Source organism: Bacillus sp. NPDC057893, assembly GCF_042796455.1.
GTDB lineage: Bacteria > Bacillota > Bacilli > Bacillales > Bacillaceae_G > Bacillus_A.
The window spans coordinates 1,429,555-1,445,979 of record NZ_JBHVNG010000001.1; the positions used below are offsets into that span (position 1 = coordinate 1,429,555).

15 protein-coding genes and 4 pseudogenes are annotated in these 16,425 nt (G+C 36.3%); 14 read left to right on the forward strand and 5 right to left on the reverse strand.

Features of this window, described 5'->3' with window-relative positions:
• Positions 1 to 32: 32 nt before the first annotated feature.
• Positions 33 to 227 (reverse strand): hypothetical protein, encoded by a 195-nt coding sequence (locus ACFVQC_RS07625; RefSeq protein WP_377894875.1) that lies wholly within the window; start codon positions 225 to 227, stop codon positions 33 to 35.
• A 134-nt stretch (positions 228 to 361) separates the two neighbouring features.
• Between ACFVQC_RS07625 and ACFVQC_RS07630 the strand changes: the two genes are divergently transcribed.
• Entirely contained in the window at positions 362 to 643 is a 282-nt protein-coding gene (locus ACFVQC_RS07630) for a hypothetical protein (RefSeq protein WP_377894877.1), read from the forward strand.
• Positions 644 to 672: 29 nt separating this feature from the next.
• Here the strand turns inward: ACFVQC_RS07630 and ACFVQC_RS07635 are convergent.
• Together ACFVQC_RS07635 and ACFVQC_RS07640 are read right to left on the reverse strand one after the other, a co-directional pair.
• Positions 673 to 840: pseudogene (locus ACFVQC_RS07635) on the reverse strand (DUF3784 domain-containing protein); the annotation flags it as partial.
• A gap of 137 nt (positions 841 to 977) precedes the next feature.
• Positions 978 to 1,115 (reverse strand): annotated as a pseudogene (locus tag ACFVQC_RS07640) (DUF3784 domain-containing protein); the annotation flags it as partial.
• Positions 1,116 to 1,237: 122 nt separating this feature from the next.
• On the opposite strand from ACFVQC_RS07640, the gene ACFVQC_RS07645 reads away from it, so the two are divergent.
• The 8 genes and pseudogenes from ACFVQC_RS07645 to ACFVQC_RS07680 form a co-directional block, all read left to right on the forward strand.
• Positions 1,238 to 1,519 (forward strand): MazG nucleotide pyrophosphohydrolase domain-containing protein, encoded by a 282-nt coding sequence (locus ACFVQC_RS07645; RefSeq protein ID WP_377894879.1) that lies wholly within the window; start codon positions 1,238 to 1,240, stop codon positions 1,517 to 1,519.
• A gap of 150 nt (positions 1,520 to 1,669) precedes the next feature.
• Positions 1,670 to 2,443 carry a BcII family subclass B1 metallo-beta-lactamase gene (gene bla2, locus ACFVQC_RS07650; RefSeq protein ID WP_377894881.1) on the forward strand — a complete coding sequence of 258 codons (774 nt, stop codon included), beginning with the start codon at positions 1,670 to 1,672 and terminating at the stop codon, positions 2,441 to 2,443.
• Between the two features lie 802 nt (positions 2,444 to 3,245).
• A complete protein-coding gene (gene hcp, locus ACFVQC_RS07655; RefSeq protein WP_377895313.1) occupies positions 3,246 to 4,532 on the forward strand; it encodes a hydroxylamine reductase in 1,287 nt (428 codons plus the stop codon).
• A 590-nt stretch (positions 4,533 to 5,122) separates the two neighbouring features.
• The gene (locus tag ACFVQC_RS07660; protein ID WP_063262589.1) at positions 5,123 to 5,443 is read left to right on the forward strand and encodes a PadR family transcriptional regulator; all 321 of its coding nucleotides are present in this window, start codon (positions 5,123 to 5,125) and stop codon (positions 5,441 to 5,443) included.
• Positions 5,444 to 5,518: 75 nt separating this feature from the next.
• The gene (locus ACFVQC_RS07665) at positions 5,519 to 5,860 is read left to right on the forward strand and encodes a DUF1048 domain-containing protein (protein WP_377897941.1); all 342 of its coding nucleotides are present in this window, start codon (positions 5,519 to 5,521) and stop codon (positions 5,858 to 5,860) included.
• Between the two features lie 172 nt (positions 5,861 to 6,032).
• Positions 6,033 to 6,794: an ABC transporter ATP-binding protein gene (locus tag ACFVQC_RS07670; protein ID WP_377897943.1), complete on the forward strand. Its 762-nt coding sequence runs from the start codon at positions 6,033 to 6,035 to the stop codon at positions 6,792 to 6,794.
• A complete protein-coding gene (locus ACFVQC_RS07675; RefSeq protein ID WP_377897945.1) occupies positions 6,795 to 7,544 on the forward strand; it encodes an ABC transporter permease in 750 nt (249 codons plus the stop codon).
• Between the two features lie 189 nt (positions 7,545 to 7,733).
• Positions 7,734 to 7,916 (forward strand): annotated as a pseudogene (locus ACFVQC_RS07680) (tubby C-terminal domain-like protein); the annotation flags it as partial.
• Positions 7,917 to 8,397: 481 nt separating this feature from the next.
• Here ACFVQC_RS07680 and ACFVQC_RS07685 read toward each other — a convergent pair.
• Entirely contained in the window at positions 8,398 to 8,943 is a 546-nt protein-coding gene (locus ACFVQC_RS07685; RefSeq protein WP_002146484.1) for a helix-turn-helix domain-containing protein, read from the reverse strand.
• A 496-nt stretch (positions 8,944 to 9,439) separates the two neighbouring features.
• Between ACFVQC_RS07685 and dapA the strand changes: the two genes are divergently transcribed.
• The 4 genes and pseudogenes from dapA to ACFVQC_RS07705 all read left to right on the forward strand — a co-directional run.
• Positions 9,440 to 10,306 carry a 4-hydroxy-tetrahydrodipicolinate synthase gene (dapA, locus tag ACFVQC_RS07690; protein WP_377897947.1) on the forward strand — a complete coding sequence of 289 codons (867 nt, stop codon included), beginning with the start codon at positions 9,440 to 9,442 and terminating at the stop codon, positions 10,304 to 10,306.
• A 16-nt stretch (positions 10,307 to 10,322) separates the two neighbouring features.
• Complete coding sequence (locus tag ACFVQC_RS07695; RefSeq protein ID WP_002146486.1) at positions 10,323 to 11,807, forward strand: aldehyde dehydrogenase; 1,485 nt, start codon at positions 10,323 to 10,325, stop codon at positions 11,805 to 11,807.
• A gap of 32 nt (positions 11,808 to 11,839) precedes the next feature.
• Positions 11,840 to 13,147, forward strand: a complete 1,308-nt coding sequence (abaF, locus tag ACFVQC_RS07700; RefSeq protein ID WP_002146487.1) for a fosfomycin efflux MFS transporter AbaF — start codon at positions 11,840 to 11,842, stop codon at positions 13,145 to 13,147.
• Between the two features lie 270 nt (positions 13,148 to 13,417).
• Positions 13,418 to 13,686: pseudogene (locus ACFVQC_RS07705) on the forward strand (transposase); the annotation flags it as partial.
• Between the two features lie 33 nt (positions 13,687 to 13,719).
• On the opposite strand, the gene ACFVQC_RS07710 reads toward ACFVQC_RS07705, so the two are convergent.
• Entirely contained in the window at positions 13,720 to 13,824 is a 105-nt protein-coding gene (locus tag ACFVQC_RS07710) for a YjcZ family sporulation protein (RefSeq protein ID WP_063219790.1), read from the reverse strand.
• Positions 13,825 to 14,888: 1,064 nt separating this feature from the next.
• Between ACFVQC_RS07710 and ACFVQC_RS07715 the strand changes: the two genes are divergently transcribed.
• On the forward strand, positions 14,889 to 16,208 hold the full coding sequence (locus ACFVQC_RS07715) for an aromatic amino acid transport family protein (RefSeq protein WP_377897950.1): 1,320 nt from the start codon (positions 14,889 to 14,891) through the stop codon (positions 16,206 to 16,208).
• The last annotated feature ends 217 nt before the right edge of the window (positions 16,209 to 16,425 follow it).

Genomic DNA, 16,425 nt, shown 5'->3' on the forward strand with positions numbered 1-16,425 from the left:
CTTTTATCGATGAAGTGTTTTCTTATTTTAATTTAATTCGAAGTGAATGCTTTAAAAAATTTATCTCGGTACATGTATATAAGCCATGAGGTTGTTATTAAGGAAATAATGATTTCTTTATTTTTAATTGGTGCATTGAAAACAAGCCAACCAACTATATCAAATAATAAGTGTAGTACGATTGAAAGAACTACAAATTGTAGTAGTGTATTCAAAAATCTTTTCATAAAGTGTCCCCCTAAAATAAAAGGTTTTATTAATAGTGTTGTATATTACTATTATACATTAAATGTGTCATGTGGTAAAATTTGCATAAATTACTTAAATAAAACATATGAAAGCTAGTAAAGGAGTAGCAGTCATGGAATTTTGGATTGTCATGCCAATTGTGGCTTTTGGATTTATGTATATCGCTGAAAAATTAAATAAAATCGAAAAGAAAAATGATGTGCGTTTAAAGAGGATTGAGGATAAATTACAACTGATTACGAAAGAAATGGGAATTGTAGAAAGAGAACCTGAGATTAATAAAGAATTGCGTCAGCTTGTGGAAGATGGAAAAACGATTACAGCAGTTAAGAGAGTAAGAGAAGCATTTGGTTTTTCAATACTAGAAGCAAAGCAATATGTAGATAAATTATGAAAAAGATCATCCAATTGGATGATCTTTTTTTAATGAATCATACGTGTATTTACATAAATTGCTATTATAAAGTGTCCAATTACAATGATAGGAATAATGATTTTGACATTAGGAGTAGTGAAGACACTACCGATTGTAGCAATGACACCAGCAATTAGATTATAAAGACCAACTATTTTTGATAACTTCATTCTGTCCCGCATTAACGGGTAGTAAGACTCCCGCCTCAAACTTCAGCTAGGGCAAAGAAGTTAGGCGGGAGATCCACTGCCCGTAAACGCCCGATTGGTTCAACTAATAATCATTGGGGGATGAACAAAACCCCCAATGATTAAAGTTTCACTTTATCAGGTACACGGCGTTCATTGAATCCTGATAAGAGCCAAGTGTATTGTTTTACTCCGATGAAATAAGCTAGTGCAAATGAAATAATTGCTATTATGAATAATGATGGATATGCGAAGAGAGTCACCAGAAACACCTCCGTTAATGGGCTATAAATAAATTATAGTATGAATGTTATAATTTAACAAAATACAATTTTGATTTTAAGTTTATTAAAAATGAGATATTTACGATGAAGGGAGATTACATATGAATATTTCGGAATTCCAGCAATATGTATCGAGTTTCAGTAAAGAAAAAGGGTTCCAGCATACAACAATTGAAGAGCGTACGATGTATGCGATGGCAGAATTAGGTGAATTAGCGGAAGTTATATTAAAGCGTGATAAAATACAAGATTCGAAAAGAGAGATTGGTTTAGAAATGTTTGATGTAATTTGGAATGTATGTGATTTAGCAAACAAGTTAGAAATTGATTTAGAGAAGGCGTTTGAAGAAAAAATGAAAATTAATAAAAAGCGTGAATGGTAAAAAGAAGATTAAGTTTTAAAGCGTACAGAATTTTGTACGCTTTTTTATTAATCGCATGAAAAATATGTAAGAAAAGATGGAACAAACTTTTGGAATGAATTGTCTATTATAGGTAATAACTATTTATTTTGAAAGAAAGGATTGATAAGGATGAAAAAGAATACGTTATTAAAAATAGGGTTATGTGTTAGTTTACTAGGAGCAACTCAATTTATTAGCACAATTTCTTCTGTACAAGCAGAACAAAAGGTAGAGAACAAAATAATAAAGAATGAGACAGGAACTATTTCAATTTCTCAGTTAAATAAAAATGTATGGGTCCATACGGAGTTAGGTTATTTTAATGGAGAAGCAGTTCCTTCGAACGGTCTAGTTCTTAATACTTCTAAAGGGTTAGTACTTGTCGATTCTTCTTGGGATGATAAGTTAGCGAAGGAACTAATAGAGATGGTAGAAAAGAAATTCCAGAAGCGCGTAACGGATGTCATTATTACACATGCGCACGCTGATCGAATTGGTGGAATGAAAACGTTGAAAGAGAGAGGGATTAAAGCGCATAGTACAGCATTAACCGCAGAATTAGCAAAGAAAAATGGATATGATGAGCCGCTTGGAGACTTGCAAACAATTACGAATATGAAGTTTGGAAATATGAAAGTAGAAACGTTCTATCCGGGGAAAGGTCATACAGAAGATAATATTGTTGTATGGTTACCACAATATAAAATTTTAGCTGGAGGCTGTTTAGTGAAATCTGCTGAAGCGAAAGATTTAGGGAATGTTGCTGATGCGTATGTAAATGAATGGTCCACATCAATTGAAAATGTGTTGAACCGATATGGAAATATGAACTTAGTAGTGCCTGGTCATGGAGAAGTAGGGGACAGGGGATTACTTTTACATACATTGGATTTGTTGAAATAAGAAACTGTGGGAATATAAAAGCGAGGAGAAACAATTTCCTCCTCGCTTTCTTCTAGCTATATTTAAATGTGAAGCTATCAATTACGCCTGCATACGTTACTGAGATTTTAATTCCAAGTATACAAATACCAGTACCGTCATAATTGCTATAATAACGTAAGTAGCATCAAGCATTATAAGTGTCTTTAAAGTTTCAGTCATTCTAATTCACCCCTGTTATAAAAATATAACATGATCTCTTATCAATTAGATAAGAAATCATAAAGATAACAATGTACATGAAATTTCTTAAGTAGTTTCTATATAAATATATCATATAAATAATGTAAACAATGTTAAGGTAGTGTAAAACTACTGTAAATAAAGGGAGTTCCCATAATAATCTTAAAACATTCTCAACTAATAAAATACGCTATTCTTTCTATTGGATTATAAGAAAGAATAGCGTATTTATATGTGGAATTTTGTATTTTATAAATCAAAATTATTTACGCAAGAGATTCAAAACGCTCTATCGCCAAATATAGTAAGAAATCTTAGTTTTGTACAATGAGCTAGTAAAAGATTCATTTTTATTTATATATTGTTAGACTTTCTTTAAAGCAATTATTTAGCGATTTGGAAGCATCAACAGAAGTGTACATGCTTATGTATAAATTTTAGAGTGTCAATAAAAATATTATGTCAACAATATGAACTGTCACAAATTTTCATATATTATTGTGATTGATATCACATCCCTTTTCCTCAATGGGTATTATGCTTAGGTTGTAAGCAATGATTGGGAGAGGGTGGGATGATAATGTTTTGTTATCAATGTGAACAAACGCCAACAGGCGGATGTAAAGTGATGGGTGTTTGTGGTAAGAATGAAACCATTGCAAGTTTACAAGATACGATTGTATTTGGATTAAAAGGAATTGCTGCTTATCGTACGCATGCTGCTCAGCTAGGGTATACTGATGCATTTGTAGATGCTACGACGCAAGAAGCACTGTACATGACATTAACAAATTCTAATTTTAATGAACAAGAACATATTGATATGGCTATGAAAGTAGGGAAATCAGCTTTACGAGTAATGGAGTTGTTAGATGAGGCGCATACGAATCACTTTGGTGTTCCAGAGCCTGTTCAAATTACACAAAACCATGTAGAAGGTAAAGCAATTGTAGTTACCGGTCATAATTTATTTGCATTAGAGGAATTATTAAAGCAAACAGAAGGAAAAGAAATCAATATTTATACACATTCTGAAATGCTACCAGCGCACGGATATCCAAGGCTTAAAAAATATAAACATTTAAAAGGGAACATTGGTAAGGCATGGTATGATCAAAGACGTCTTTTCGAAAAATTTACCGGTGCCATATTAGCTACAACGAACTGTGTTATGCCAATTAAAGGATCATATTCTGATCGATTCTTTTCGTATGATATTGCCGGCTTAGAGGGCGTACAAAAAATTGAAAATGATGATTTTGCACCATTGATTCAAAAAGCGCTAGAACTTCCAGAAGTACATATGGAGTCGGATGAACAGTTAGTAACAGGGTTTCACCATAATACCGTATTATCGTTAGCTCCAGAAATTATTGAGGCAGTAAAGGAAGGGAAAATAAAGCGTTTCTTTGTTATCGCAGGTTGTGATGCACCAGGAAAAGGCGGGGAATACTATCGTGAATTAGCAACGTCACTTCCTCCAGAAACGGTTATTTTGACAACTTCTTGTGGGAAATTCCGCTTTAATGATGTAAGTTATGGTGTTGTACCCGGTACGGAGATTCCACGTTACATTGACTTAGGACAATGTAATAATTCAATTTCTACAGTGAAAATAGCGGCCGCTTTAGCAGATGCTTTTCAATGTGAAGTGAATGAATTGCCAGTTAGTATTGTCCTATCATGGTTTGAACAAAAAGCGGTTGCCATTTTACTTGGGCTATTTAGTCTTGGTATTCAAGATATTCGCATTGGTCCAAAGGCACCTGAATTTATTTCACCTGGTGTGCTTGATGTATTACAAGAAACATTTGGTTTAAAACTGATTACAACCGCAGCAGAAGATATGAATATGATGTTATCGTAACAAAAAGGATATCCTATATGTAGAGTTGGCTTTATAAAGAATTTGTATGTATTCGCAAACTCATGAATTACATTCGTAGGTGTGTTAGTAGAAGAACATAAAACTGATCCTTCTTATTAATAAAGGGAATTTGCCACATCCATCAACTTCAAAATTTTATAACGCTCTCCAAACGAGAAAATGCACATTTTCTCGTTTGGAGATATTCGCTTTTCTAACCTTGATAAGTATGTGGCGAGACTTCTTCAAAAAGAAAATAGGCTGTATCCAATGGGGAATAGCTGATTTTGGAAAAAATTTTAAAATCCAGTTGACATTCCCTGCTACTCAGTCATACAATGTACTTGTAATAAGTGATACTAAATAGTATGACTGCTCAAAATATATTCAGTAAACAATAGGGAATAGCGGATTTTAGAAAAAATTTTAAAATCAGTTGACATTCTTCTCTACTTAGTCATACAATGTACTTGTAATAAGTAATACTGAATAGTGTGGTTTTTCAAAAGCTATTCAGTAAAAATTAGCCTTAGTACTCTGTGATACTGAATATAAGTCAGACAGAATAGGGGGTAAAGGAGGATTAGAATATGGAAAATTTAACTGAAATGCTGAAGGGTTCGTTGGAAGGTTGTGTGCTGGAAATCATCAGCCGCCGTGAAACCTATGGCTATGAGATTACCCGCCACCTGAATGATCTTGGGTTTACTGAAGTTGTGGAAGGAACGGTCTATACCATCCTTGTGCGATTAGAGAAGAAAAAACTTGTGAATATTGAAAAGAAACCGTCAGATATGGGACCGCCTCGTAAGTTTTATTCGTTAAATGATGATGGCCGCCAGGAGCTTGAATTGTTTTGGAAAAAATGGGATTTTGTATCGTCAAAAATTAACGTCTTGAAGTCAAACTAGCCTCATAAAATAAAATATTCCGGCCGATATTTTGAGGGTTTCTTGTTCTGCTTTATAAAAAAGGAGGAAAATAAAATGTTAGAAATGTTCAAAAAATTAATTGGTGATAAAAAAGAGTACAAAATGATGATGGCACGAGTTGGGGCTCTGCCAGAGGACTACCAGTTTGTATTTAAGAAAATTCAAAACTACATGTGGAATTTTTCAGCGGGCAACGGGATGGATATGCTGCACATTCAGTATGAATTAATCGATTTGTTTGAAGCTGGTGCGGTGGAAGGCAGACAAGTGCTTGAAATCACTGGGGAGGACGTGGCATCTTTTGCTGACGAATTAGTGGCAAACGCTAAAACGTATGTCTCCAAGTATCGTGAAGATTTGAACGAGAGTATCATGAAGCAATTGAGAAAAAAATAAATGCAAAAGGTAATACCGACTGATTAGCTGGTTACAAATGTGAATTGCCACCATCGCTATTCAGTTATATTTTCAAACCGGTACTAAGTAATACAGATTATCAGTGATACTAAATAGAGGAGTGTAGGCAATCTAGCTTTGCAAAACATTTTTAATAAGGAGGAAAAAAAGTATGACCAATGCAGCGATTTCTGTAAAAGGGTTAAAAAAATCCTTTAAAGATAAGGAAGTGGTAAAAGGGGTAGATTTTGAAGTGCAGCGTGGCGAAATTTTCGCGCTGCTGGGCTCAAATGGAGCGGGCAAGACGACGACGGTCAATGTCCTCTCGACGCTGATGAAGCAAGATGGCGGCGAAGTAGGTATTTGCGGTTTTGACGTTCAGCGTCAACCGGATCATGTTCGTCAAAGCATCAGTCTGACAGGGCAGTTCGCAGCTTTAGACGGTATGCTCACGGGGAGAGAAAACTTGATAATGATCGCCAAGTTGCGTGGAGTTTCTAGTCCCGCTCAAGTCGCTGACAATTTGCTTGCAAGATTTAGCTTGATCGATGCAGCCAACCAGAGGGCAGATCAGTATTCGGGAGGGATGAAGCGCCGGCTTGATATCGCGATGAGTTTGATCGGGACGCCAGCAGTCATTTTTCTCGATGAACCGACGACAGGGCTTGATCCCGAAGCGCGTATTGAAGTGTGGGATACCGTCAAGGAACTTGCCGGCGGCGGCACAACTATCTTGCTGACAACCCAGTACTTGGAGGAAGCAGAACAATTGGCGGACCGTATCGCTATCTTGCATGGCGGAAAAATTATCACGACTGGTACTCTTACTGAACTTAAAGAAATGTTCCCACCAGCAAAAGTGGAGTATATCGAGAAACAGCCGACATTGGAAGAAATTTTCCTTGCGATCATCGGCAAAAAGGAGGAGATGTAAATGAAGAGAAAAACAGGGGTATTACTAGGGCGCTTAATGCGCAACATTATGCGTAGTCCAGATACGATTATTACGGTAGCGATTACACCGATTATGATGCTGCTGTTGTTTGTCTACGTATTTGGTGGTGCCATAGAGATAGGAACGGATAACTACGTCAATTATTTATTGCCGGGAATCTTGCTGATGGCTATCGCATCCGGTGTCGCTTACACTTCCGTGCGGTTGTTTACGGATGTAAAGAGTGGGCTGATGGCACGTTTCATTACTATGCCCATCAAGCGTTCGTCGGTATTATGGGCTCACGTATTAACATCACTTGTTGCTAATGTGCTTACTATCGTGGTGGTTATCCTTGTTGCGCTCTTAATGGGCTTCCGTTCCAGCGCTAATATTCTGGATTGGCTTGCGGTAGCTGGAATACTTGGGATGTTTACGCTGGCGCTGACATGGCTGGCTATCATTCCTGGGTTGACAGCGAAGTCTATGGAAGGGGCGACAGCCTACTCGTACCCGCTAATTTTTCTGCCCTTTATTAGTTCGGCCTTTGTTCCTACCGAAACCATGCCAAAAATTGTTCGTGCGTTCGCTGAGAACCAGCCTGTGACTTCAATCGTGAATGCGATTCGTGCCCTCTTATATGAAGGGACTGTTGGCAACGATATTTGGATCGCACTTGCTTGGTGCATTGGCATTATGGTTATCGCTTACTTCTTCGCCGGTAAAGCATTTAAACGTCAGTTAGGGTAACACCACCAGTTCGGTGCACTATGGCAACTAAATCTTCTGGAATAATATATATGGGAAAATGGATTTAAATCACATTAATCATAGTTATTGCTATAATTGTTAGTATTCTTACTGGTTATGCAGTTGGTACGTAAGTAGGCTCAGGCGTTGAGAAAAAGCAGACTGAGAGAGTTAAAGAGGAAGAGATAATATGTTGTTCACAAAAATTCACTTGGGATTGGAAAGTTATTACGAAAGGGCTATGTAATTGCAGATTGGAATATTCGTCTTGAAGAAGATATGTATTACATCGAGATGAATGTATATGATGATGATTATATACAAGATCAATACTTACTGTTAGGCATATTTCATGCGGTTTTGTATGGGTGATAAAGTGAAGCTTTAATCAGTCCGTACCAATCGTGCGTTTACTGCCCACAAATAGCGGGATAAATGAGAAGTACCGGTATTCTTCATGGGAAGGATTCCGGTATTTTTTATGTGGTTCCGGTGCAAATGTTACCTCTATTCCAAATAGTTGATAAATAAACTTCACTTCATTTTAGACAGACTTGTCCAGCAATTAATTATACAATTTATTAGGCAGTCAGATGATATTGATGGAATTAGTTACTTCTCTACTAAAATAGATAACTACTCATTAGAAATATCTGAAGTCTATAGAAACTTCGCTTTCCCTGTACAGGGAAAGCAAAAAGAATGACTATGTCCAATTCTTAAAAATAAATTTGAAGTTACTGATGCAGTACCATGGAAGATTCAACCAGGTTCGGAAAGGGCTGCGAGTGATTCAGACGAATGACTCGCAGCTACCTCAATCATAGATCATGTCTAATGAACCTGTTGAAATTTACACAGGAATACTTGAAACGCAAAGGAATTTTACAATCGAATCTGTTTTATTCACCCAATTGTGAGGTGTTGTTGAATCTAGGAAAATACAATCATAAGGATTCAAAATATGCTCCTCTTTGTCAATGATGATCGTCAGTTTTCCTTCTAGAACGTATAGAAATTCTTGCCCCGAATGTGAATAAGATTCCTCTCTTTTAGCACCTGGGTTAAGCAAAACTAAAATAGGATTAAATAGTGGATTTTCAATGTTGCTCGCTAAATTCCTATAAAAAAATTGGTTATGTAGAGTGTTCGTTTTACTAATGATGTTTCTCATAACTGTTGGTGTTTCCTGCTTTTCGGACTCTGAAAAAAAGTAGCTCGGATTGACACCGAGTGCTTCAGAAATTTTTTTCAATGATTCGAGCGTTATGGATGATTTTGATCGTTCGACTTGCGATAAAAAACTGATTGAAAGATTCGTCTGATCAGCAATTTGTTTTAATGTTAACTTACGCTCTTTTCTCAAACTCTTTATTTTTACTCCAATTAAATCGTTCACTTTTCTCCACTCCCGTTACGGACATTAATCATGATTACTATTCTAGGGGAATTTATTTAGTAAGGTGCTGGATGTAACCTCACGATGAAAATAAAAAGGTTAGTTAAGATATTTTCGAATAAATGTATTTTAATGGTTAGTTTATAGATTGTTGAACTGATTAGCTATATTAAAACCCCTTATAACTAGGTTTGGTACTTTTGTCCAAATCCTAAATATAAGGAGCACACGTTCATAAGAATAACACAATAGCCCTAATTAAAGAACGATAACAAGAAATCGATGTGCCAAAATCCACTTTAAAATGAAGTGCCACTTAAATAGTAAGTGATACTAGCTCAAAAAAGAAGAATATATCTAAAAATATTCTGAAAATTCCATTTACAATAGAAAATCGGTGTGTTATTATCATAAATAATTGAAGTATCACTTCAAAAATGATTTTTAATTGAAGTGATCTATTACTAAAAAGAATAAACACTTGAGGAGAATGAAGATGAATTTTCATGGTATTTTAGTTCCGTTGGTGACCCCGTTTAAAAACGATAAAAGTTTAGATGTAGATACTTTAAAGCAATTGACTAGCACATTTATTGATAAAGGTGTTACTGGTTTAGTGGTGTGTGGCACGACTGGCGAATATTACGCCTTAAATGAAGCAGAACGTGGAACCGTTTTAAAAACTGTGGCAGAAGTGGCTAAAGGTCGCGTAACTTTAATTGCAGGTATCAATGATTTATCAACTGAAGGAGCGATTAACCGTGCCAAGCAAGCGAAAGAATTGGGTTATGAAGGCTTAATGTTATCACCAACTCCTTATAGCCTGCCTGACCAAACGGGTGTGATTGCCCATTACGAAACTGTGGCATCAGCAACAGATTTGCCGATTATCATGTACAATTTTCCTGCTCGCATTGGCATTGAAATTGAGTATGACACTGTGGTGCATCTGGCGAAAAATCTGAATATTGTCGCTATTAAAGAGAGCAGTGGTGACTTTAGTCGTGCTTTACACTTGCTACAAACCCCATTTGAGAATTTTGAAGTGATTTGTGGCTGTGATGATCAACCTGTAGACTTTTTCTTCTGGGGTGCGAAAAGCTGGATTGCTGGTGCAGGGAATGTGTTCCCAGAAGAGCAAGTTGCCATGTTTAATGCTGCGCAAGCTGGTGACTGGGACAAGGCTCGACAAATTATGCGCGAAATCCACCCTGCTATTCATTCAATGGAATCTGGAAACTACAACCAAAAGGCCAAACTAGGCTGCCTAAAAGGTGAGATTAACGTTGGCGCGGTACGCCTCCCATTATCTGATTTATCAGAAGAGGAAAAGGTGGAATTCATAGCTTTCTTTAATAAATAATCTGGAGGAGAGACAAATGACTGTATCAAGAGAACAAATTTTTGCCCTTGCTAAAGAAGGAAAGCTATGGGCAGGCAACTTAATTGATGGTTTTACGAGTTCTGCCGACAAATTAGAAAACCGCACTCCCATCGACAACAGCTTCATCGGCTATATTGCCGATGGAGATGAGCGGGATGTGGATGCGGCTGTTAAAGTGGCGAGGGAGACATTTGAAGCAGGGATTTGGAGTCAATTATCCCCTAATGAGCGTAAGAAAGTGATGATTCACTGGGCACAATTGCTCGAAGAACATAGCGAAGAACTGGCTGCCTTAGATTGTATAGATGCTGGAAAACCGATTACCGAATGTTTAAATACTGACATGCCAGCAACGATCGATACGTTTTATTGGTACGCTGAAGCGATTGATAAAATCTTTGGCAAAGTCGCTCCTACGGGTAAAGATGCTTTGGGCTTGATTGTCACTGAACCGATTGGCATTGTTGGTGCGATATTACCTTGGAACTTTCCCGCGCAAATGTTTGCTTGGAAAGTGGCACCTGCATTAGCTGCAGGGAATTCTGTCATTGTGAAACCGGCGGAATTAACTTCACTTAGTGCTTACCGTATGATTGAACTTGCTTATGAAGCGGGTGTTCCAAGAGGTGCTTTAAGCTTAGTGTGTGGTTTAGGAGAAAAAGTTGGCGAACCATTAGGGCGTCACATGGATGTGGACATTGTATCATTTACCGGTTCAACGGAAGTCGGCAGGTATTTCTTAAAATACTCAGCAGAAAGTAACCTCAAAGAAATTGTCTTAGAGTGTGGTGGCAAAAGCCCACAAGTCGTGTTTGAAGATGCTGACTTGGATGCGGCCGTTCCGCATATTTTATCAGCTGCCTTTTGGAATATGAGTGAAAACTGCAGCTGCGGTTCCCGTTTGATAGTGCATGAATCTGTCAAAGAGGAATTATTAGAAAAATTAAAGTCTGGCTTAACAAGCTGGAAATTGGGTAACCCGATGGATGAGTCAGTTGCCATTGGCCCCATGGTTGAAGAAGCACACTTTAATAAAGTGAAATCGTTCTTGGATATTACGCTTCAAGAAGGGGGTAGCTTAGTTGCTGGAGGGAACATTCACAGTGATGTGGGCAGCGGCTGGTACATAGAACCAACTATTTTTGAAAATGTAACCGCTAACATGACCTTGTTCCAAAATGAAGTATTTGGTCCGATTTTAGCGGTTAGTACGTTCGAAACGGAAGAAGAAGCAATTGCCCTTGCCAATAACACCTCTTACGGGTTAGCTGCTTCTTTTTATAGCCAAAATGTACAGCGGACGATGCGCGTGGCACGTGCCATTAAAGCTGGAACCGTTTCTGTGAATGGTTTTAGTGAAGGGGATATCACCACCCCATTTGGTGGTTTTAAACAATCTGGCTTTGGTGGCAAAGACAATGGATTAGAAGCTTTTGAACAATATGTACGGACAAAAGTGATTTGGTACGTTCAATCATAATAATCTGAATTTTCTTTTTGGGGGGAGTAAACATGGGGAAAACAGATAATAAGCAACTAAAAAAAGTTGTTGTTGCATCGATGATTGGATCTGTGGCTGAATGGTATGAATTTTTCTTATACGGAACCGCTTCTGCTCTTGTTTTTGGAGAATTATTTTTCCAACAAACGGGAAATGCTATTGACGGTATCCTGGCTGCATTTGCTCTTTATGCGGTAGGCTTTGTAGCTAGACCTATCGGCGGACTTGTTTTTGGTCATTATGGTGATAAAATTGGGCGTAAAAATTTATTACAGATTAGTTTAATTATCGTTGGAATAACGACTTTCTTAATGGGATGTATTCCGACATTCAGTAGTATTGGGTATTGGGCTCCGATCTTACTTGTTACTTTACGTTTAATTCAAGGATTTGCTTTTGGTGGGGAATGGGGTGGAGCTGTTATTTTAGTATCTGAGCACAGCCCTAGTGATAGACGTGGGTATTGGGCAAGCTGGCCCCAGGCAGGCGTGCCATTAGGGAATTTAATAGCAACAATTATCCTTTTACTTTTATCTAAAAATTTAAGCCCAGAGCAATTTATGGATTGGGGTTGGCGTGTAGCATTTTGGTTCTCTGCTGTTGTCGTCCTAATTGGTCTTTGGATTCGTAAAAGTGTAGACGATGCCCCTATTTTCAAAGAATCACAAGAAAAACAAGCTCAATTAGAAAAACAACAATTAGGTATTATAGAAGTGATTAAAGACCATAAAAAAGCGATTATTGCTGGTATTGGAGCTCGTTTTGCAGAAAACATCTTATACTATATAGTTGTCACTTTCTCTATTAGTTATTTAAAACTTGTGGTCGATAAAGATACTTCACAAATTTTATTATTAATGTTTGGTGCTCATGCAATTCACTTTTTCCTCATCCCCTTAATGGGACACTTGAGTGATGTGTGGGGACGGAAGCCAATCTATATGACAGGAGCCGTTTTAACTGCATTTTGGGGATTTATCGGGTTTCCAATGATGGATACAGGAAATGATTGGTTAATTATGACTGCCATTACTATTGGTTTATTCATACAATCGATGACGTATGCACCATACTCCGCATTAATGACAGAGTTATTTCCAACGCACATCAGATATACAGCTTTGTCTTTATGTTATCAAGTAGCACCAATTTTGGCAGGATCATTGGCACCATTAATTTCATTAAGTCTCCTAAATAAATTTAATAGCTCCATCCCAATTTCAATTTATTTAGTCATCTCAAGTATTATTTCAATTTCATGTATCATGTTAGTAAAAGAAACAAAAGGTAAATCACTTACGTTTAAGAAAGCAAAGTAAATATTTTCGTAAGCCATATACAATCTCTTTATAACTGTTGATTTAAAATAAAGATTGATAAGAATGGCCTCTTAGGACAGCATGTCTCTAAGAGGCCATTTTTTATTTTTCTGATATTTCAGGAGGTGTATCATTTGTTAGCGTCAAACTTCCTCCAACTACTGTGGGTTTAAAATAAGGTTCGATAATTTATAAATCAGTCTGATCATTAATAATAAAGATTGATAATTTGTAAAAAGTTTAATCAAAAGATCTAGTAGCTTTATGTGTATGGGTGATGCTTATGTAGGAATGGTTGATAAAGTGCCAGCTCGTGTAATTGTTCATCGGTTAACAAAACAACAGCAACTGACTGGTATTCTTTGCGTTGGCAAATCGAAATTTTATTTGAAACGTGGAAGTCATCCTTTCAAATTCATCATTGTAAAAAGATAAAGCCAGAACGATTGGAGTGCCATTTATATGGTCAATTGATTGCCATTCTACTCTGTTCTTCTATCATGTTTCAAATGCGCCAATTACTCCCCATAAAGAAAAAACACTCAAATAAGAGTGTTTTTTCTAATAGTTTTTTAGCAGAAGCAGCTAGCTCCAACAATGATTAATAAAATAAATAATACAACTAATAAAGCAAATCCTCCAGCAAAGCCGCCGCCACAGCTACCACCAAATCCCATATAAATCTCTCCTTTGAGTAAGAGGGGAAATTTAAGGTCACTCATGTATTTTAACGGGTTCACATTACTTTATGATTTTACGCATGAATTGAGCAGGTCCTTTAAGAAAAAAGAAAACACCTTAGGATGCCTTTTTTATACATGAAAAGCCTACCTATTTCCATAGGCGGGCTATATCTTTATTACACAATACAAAAGTATACTCTTTTTTCTTACAAACTTTATGCAATTATGCATATTTAGGAGAAACTACACTTAATAAATATTACATATAGTAAATGGAAACTTATGGTGTTATTCTTTTGAAAGGCGTAACATGTCAATCATTATAGAAGGTGCGCTGGTACTAAGTGAGAGAAGTTCTTTTTTTCTGAAAAATGTATATTGATTCGATAATAGTGATAAATATTCAGTTAGATGATTTTATGTTTTCTTAATTTATTCCTTTATATCTACAATGATTATTTATTATAACAGTTTCCACGTTTAAAATAAGATGTTTCAGAAAAGGGGAATATAACTATCTTTATAATGAGTTCCCAATATAATCAACGTGTTAACAAAAAGGATATCTGTATTATTTTCCCCTTTTTGCTAACTAATACAGCTTCAAAAAATAGACACAATTGCTATATACCAATTGTAATTTATTATCTATTCATAATTCTGTTTATTCTGTCTTTCTAAAAATAAAAAAAAATTAGACTCGCAAATATAAACGTTATAATGAGGGCGTCGAGAGGTAACCGATTACCTACGGAGAAAATATCAAACATTTTAAAATTGGACAGACTGAAACGATTAATTGCAGAAAGGTGTGTGACTAGAAGGGGAATTTCTTCAAAATAGTTTAGTAGCAGCGGACATCGTACTAGCTGGTGTACACAATATCATCAACGAAGTATAGGGTTGGAGGATAAATGCCTCGCACATTAAGAGAGACAGGTTTAGGTGGAATCGTTTACAGTATAGAGAATTTTGTAAGCGATTCATTTTTCAAAAATGGTCTATATTCTTAAGCCTAAAAAGAGACGCAAGAATAGGATACAAGGGGGATTTATTATATGAATGGGAATACTGCAAAAAAAATAGAATTTCAAGCTGAAAATACTGCAGTGAAAAATGAGGAATATCTAGATCCTAAAAAGTGGCATAAACAAGATACTACCTGGGCGTTGAGCCTTTTTGGAACAGCAATTGGAGCAGGAGTACTCTTTTTACCTATTAATGCAGGTTCAGGTGGTTTATTATCATTACTGTTAATTACGATACTTGCATTTCCTGTTATGTATTACTCACATAGGGCGCTTGCTAAAATGATATACGCTTCTAATTCTGCTGATGAGGGGATTACAGGCACAATAAGAGAGTATTTTGGCAATAAGGCAAGTATAATTTTTAACATAGTATATTTCGTCTCAATTTATACGATCGTGCTGATGTATTCGGTTGCACTTACAAATACTGCAAGTAGTTTTATCGTGCATCAATTGCACATGCCGGAGCCTCCAAGAGCAATTTTATCACTTGTATTAGTACTCGGTCTTATCGCTATACTAAACTTTGGTCAAGATATCATTGTAAAGGTAATGAGCATGCTAGTATATCCTTTCATAGCTTCTTTACTTTTTATCTCAATATCTTTAATTCCACAATGGAATACGTCAATGCTTAGCTTTTCAAGTGTTTCTACTGCTTCAACAGGAACAGGATATTTTGGAACGATATTGATGATACTACCAATCATCGTATTCTCATTTAATCATTCACCTATGATTTCATCATTCGTTGTGAAACAGAGGGCTACGTATGGAATAGAAGCTACTGATGCCAAATGTGCACAAATACAAAAGGTTTGTTATATCATGACATTCGTTGTTGTTATGTTCTTTGTTTGGAGTAGCACACTAAGTTTGACTCCAGATGATCTTAAAATGGCAAAAGAGCAGAACTTATCGATCCTTTCATATCTTGCTAATGAGCTTAATTCGCCTGTAATCACTATTGCAGCGCCTATCATTGCTTTTGTGGCTATTACAAAGTCTTTCCTTGGCCATTATATAGGGGCATATGAGGTAATGCGTGACGTAATTATCAAGTTTGGTAAAACACGCGGAAAAGCTATCGAAGAAAAAACAGTTAAGACAATGATTCTTTCTTTTGTCGTATTAACATGCTGGTATGTTGCTTATGCAAATCCAAGTATTCTTGGAATCATTGATTCCCTTAGCGGTCCGTTAGTTGCTGCGATCTTATGTCTATTACCAATGTATGCGATTCGTAAAGTACCAGTACTGGCTAAATACAGAGGGAAAATGAGCAATGTATTTGTCATTATTGTAGGTATACTTACTGTCCTAGCAAGTATTAAGTCATTATTCTAATTCGTTATTGTTAGTTCAAGTGCTAAAATAGTGGGATATGAATAAAGAATGAAAGAGATTATGGATAAGATAAATCCACATTCGAATTTTAAACAAGTAATTTAATGAGGGTTAAACTCTAATATAAAAAGACATGAACAAAGATTAGTTCATGTCTTTTTTGTGTTGGCGTTATTACAAGAAGAGCGTTTAAAGTAGCGGTAGTAAATAAAATGTT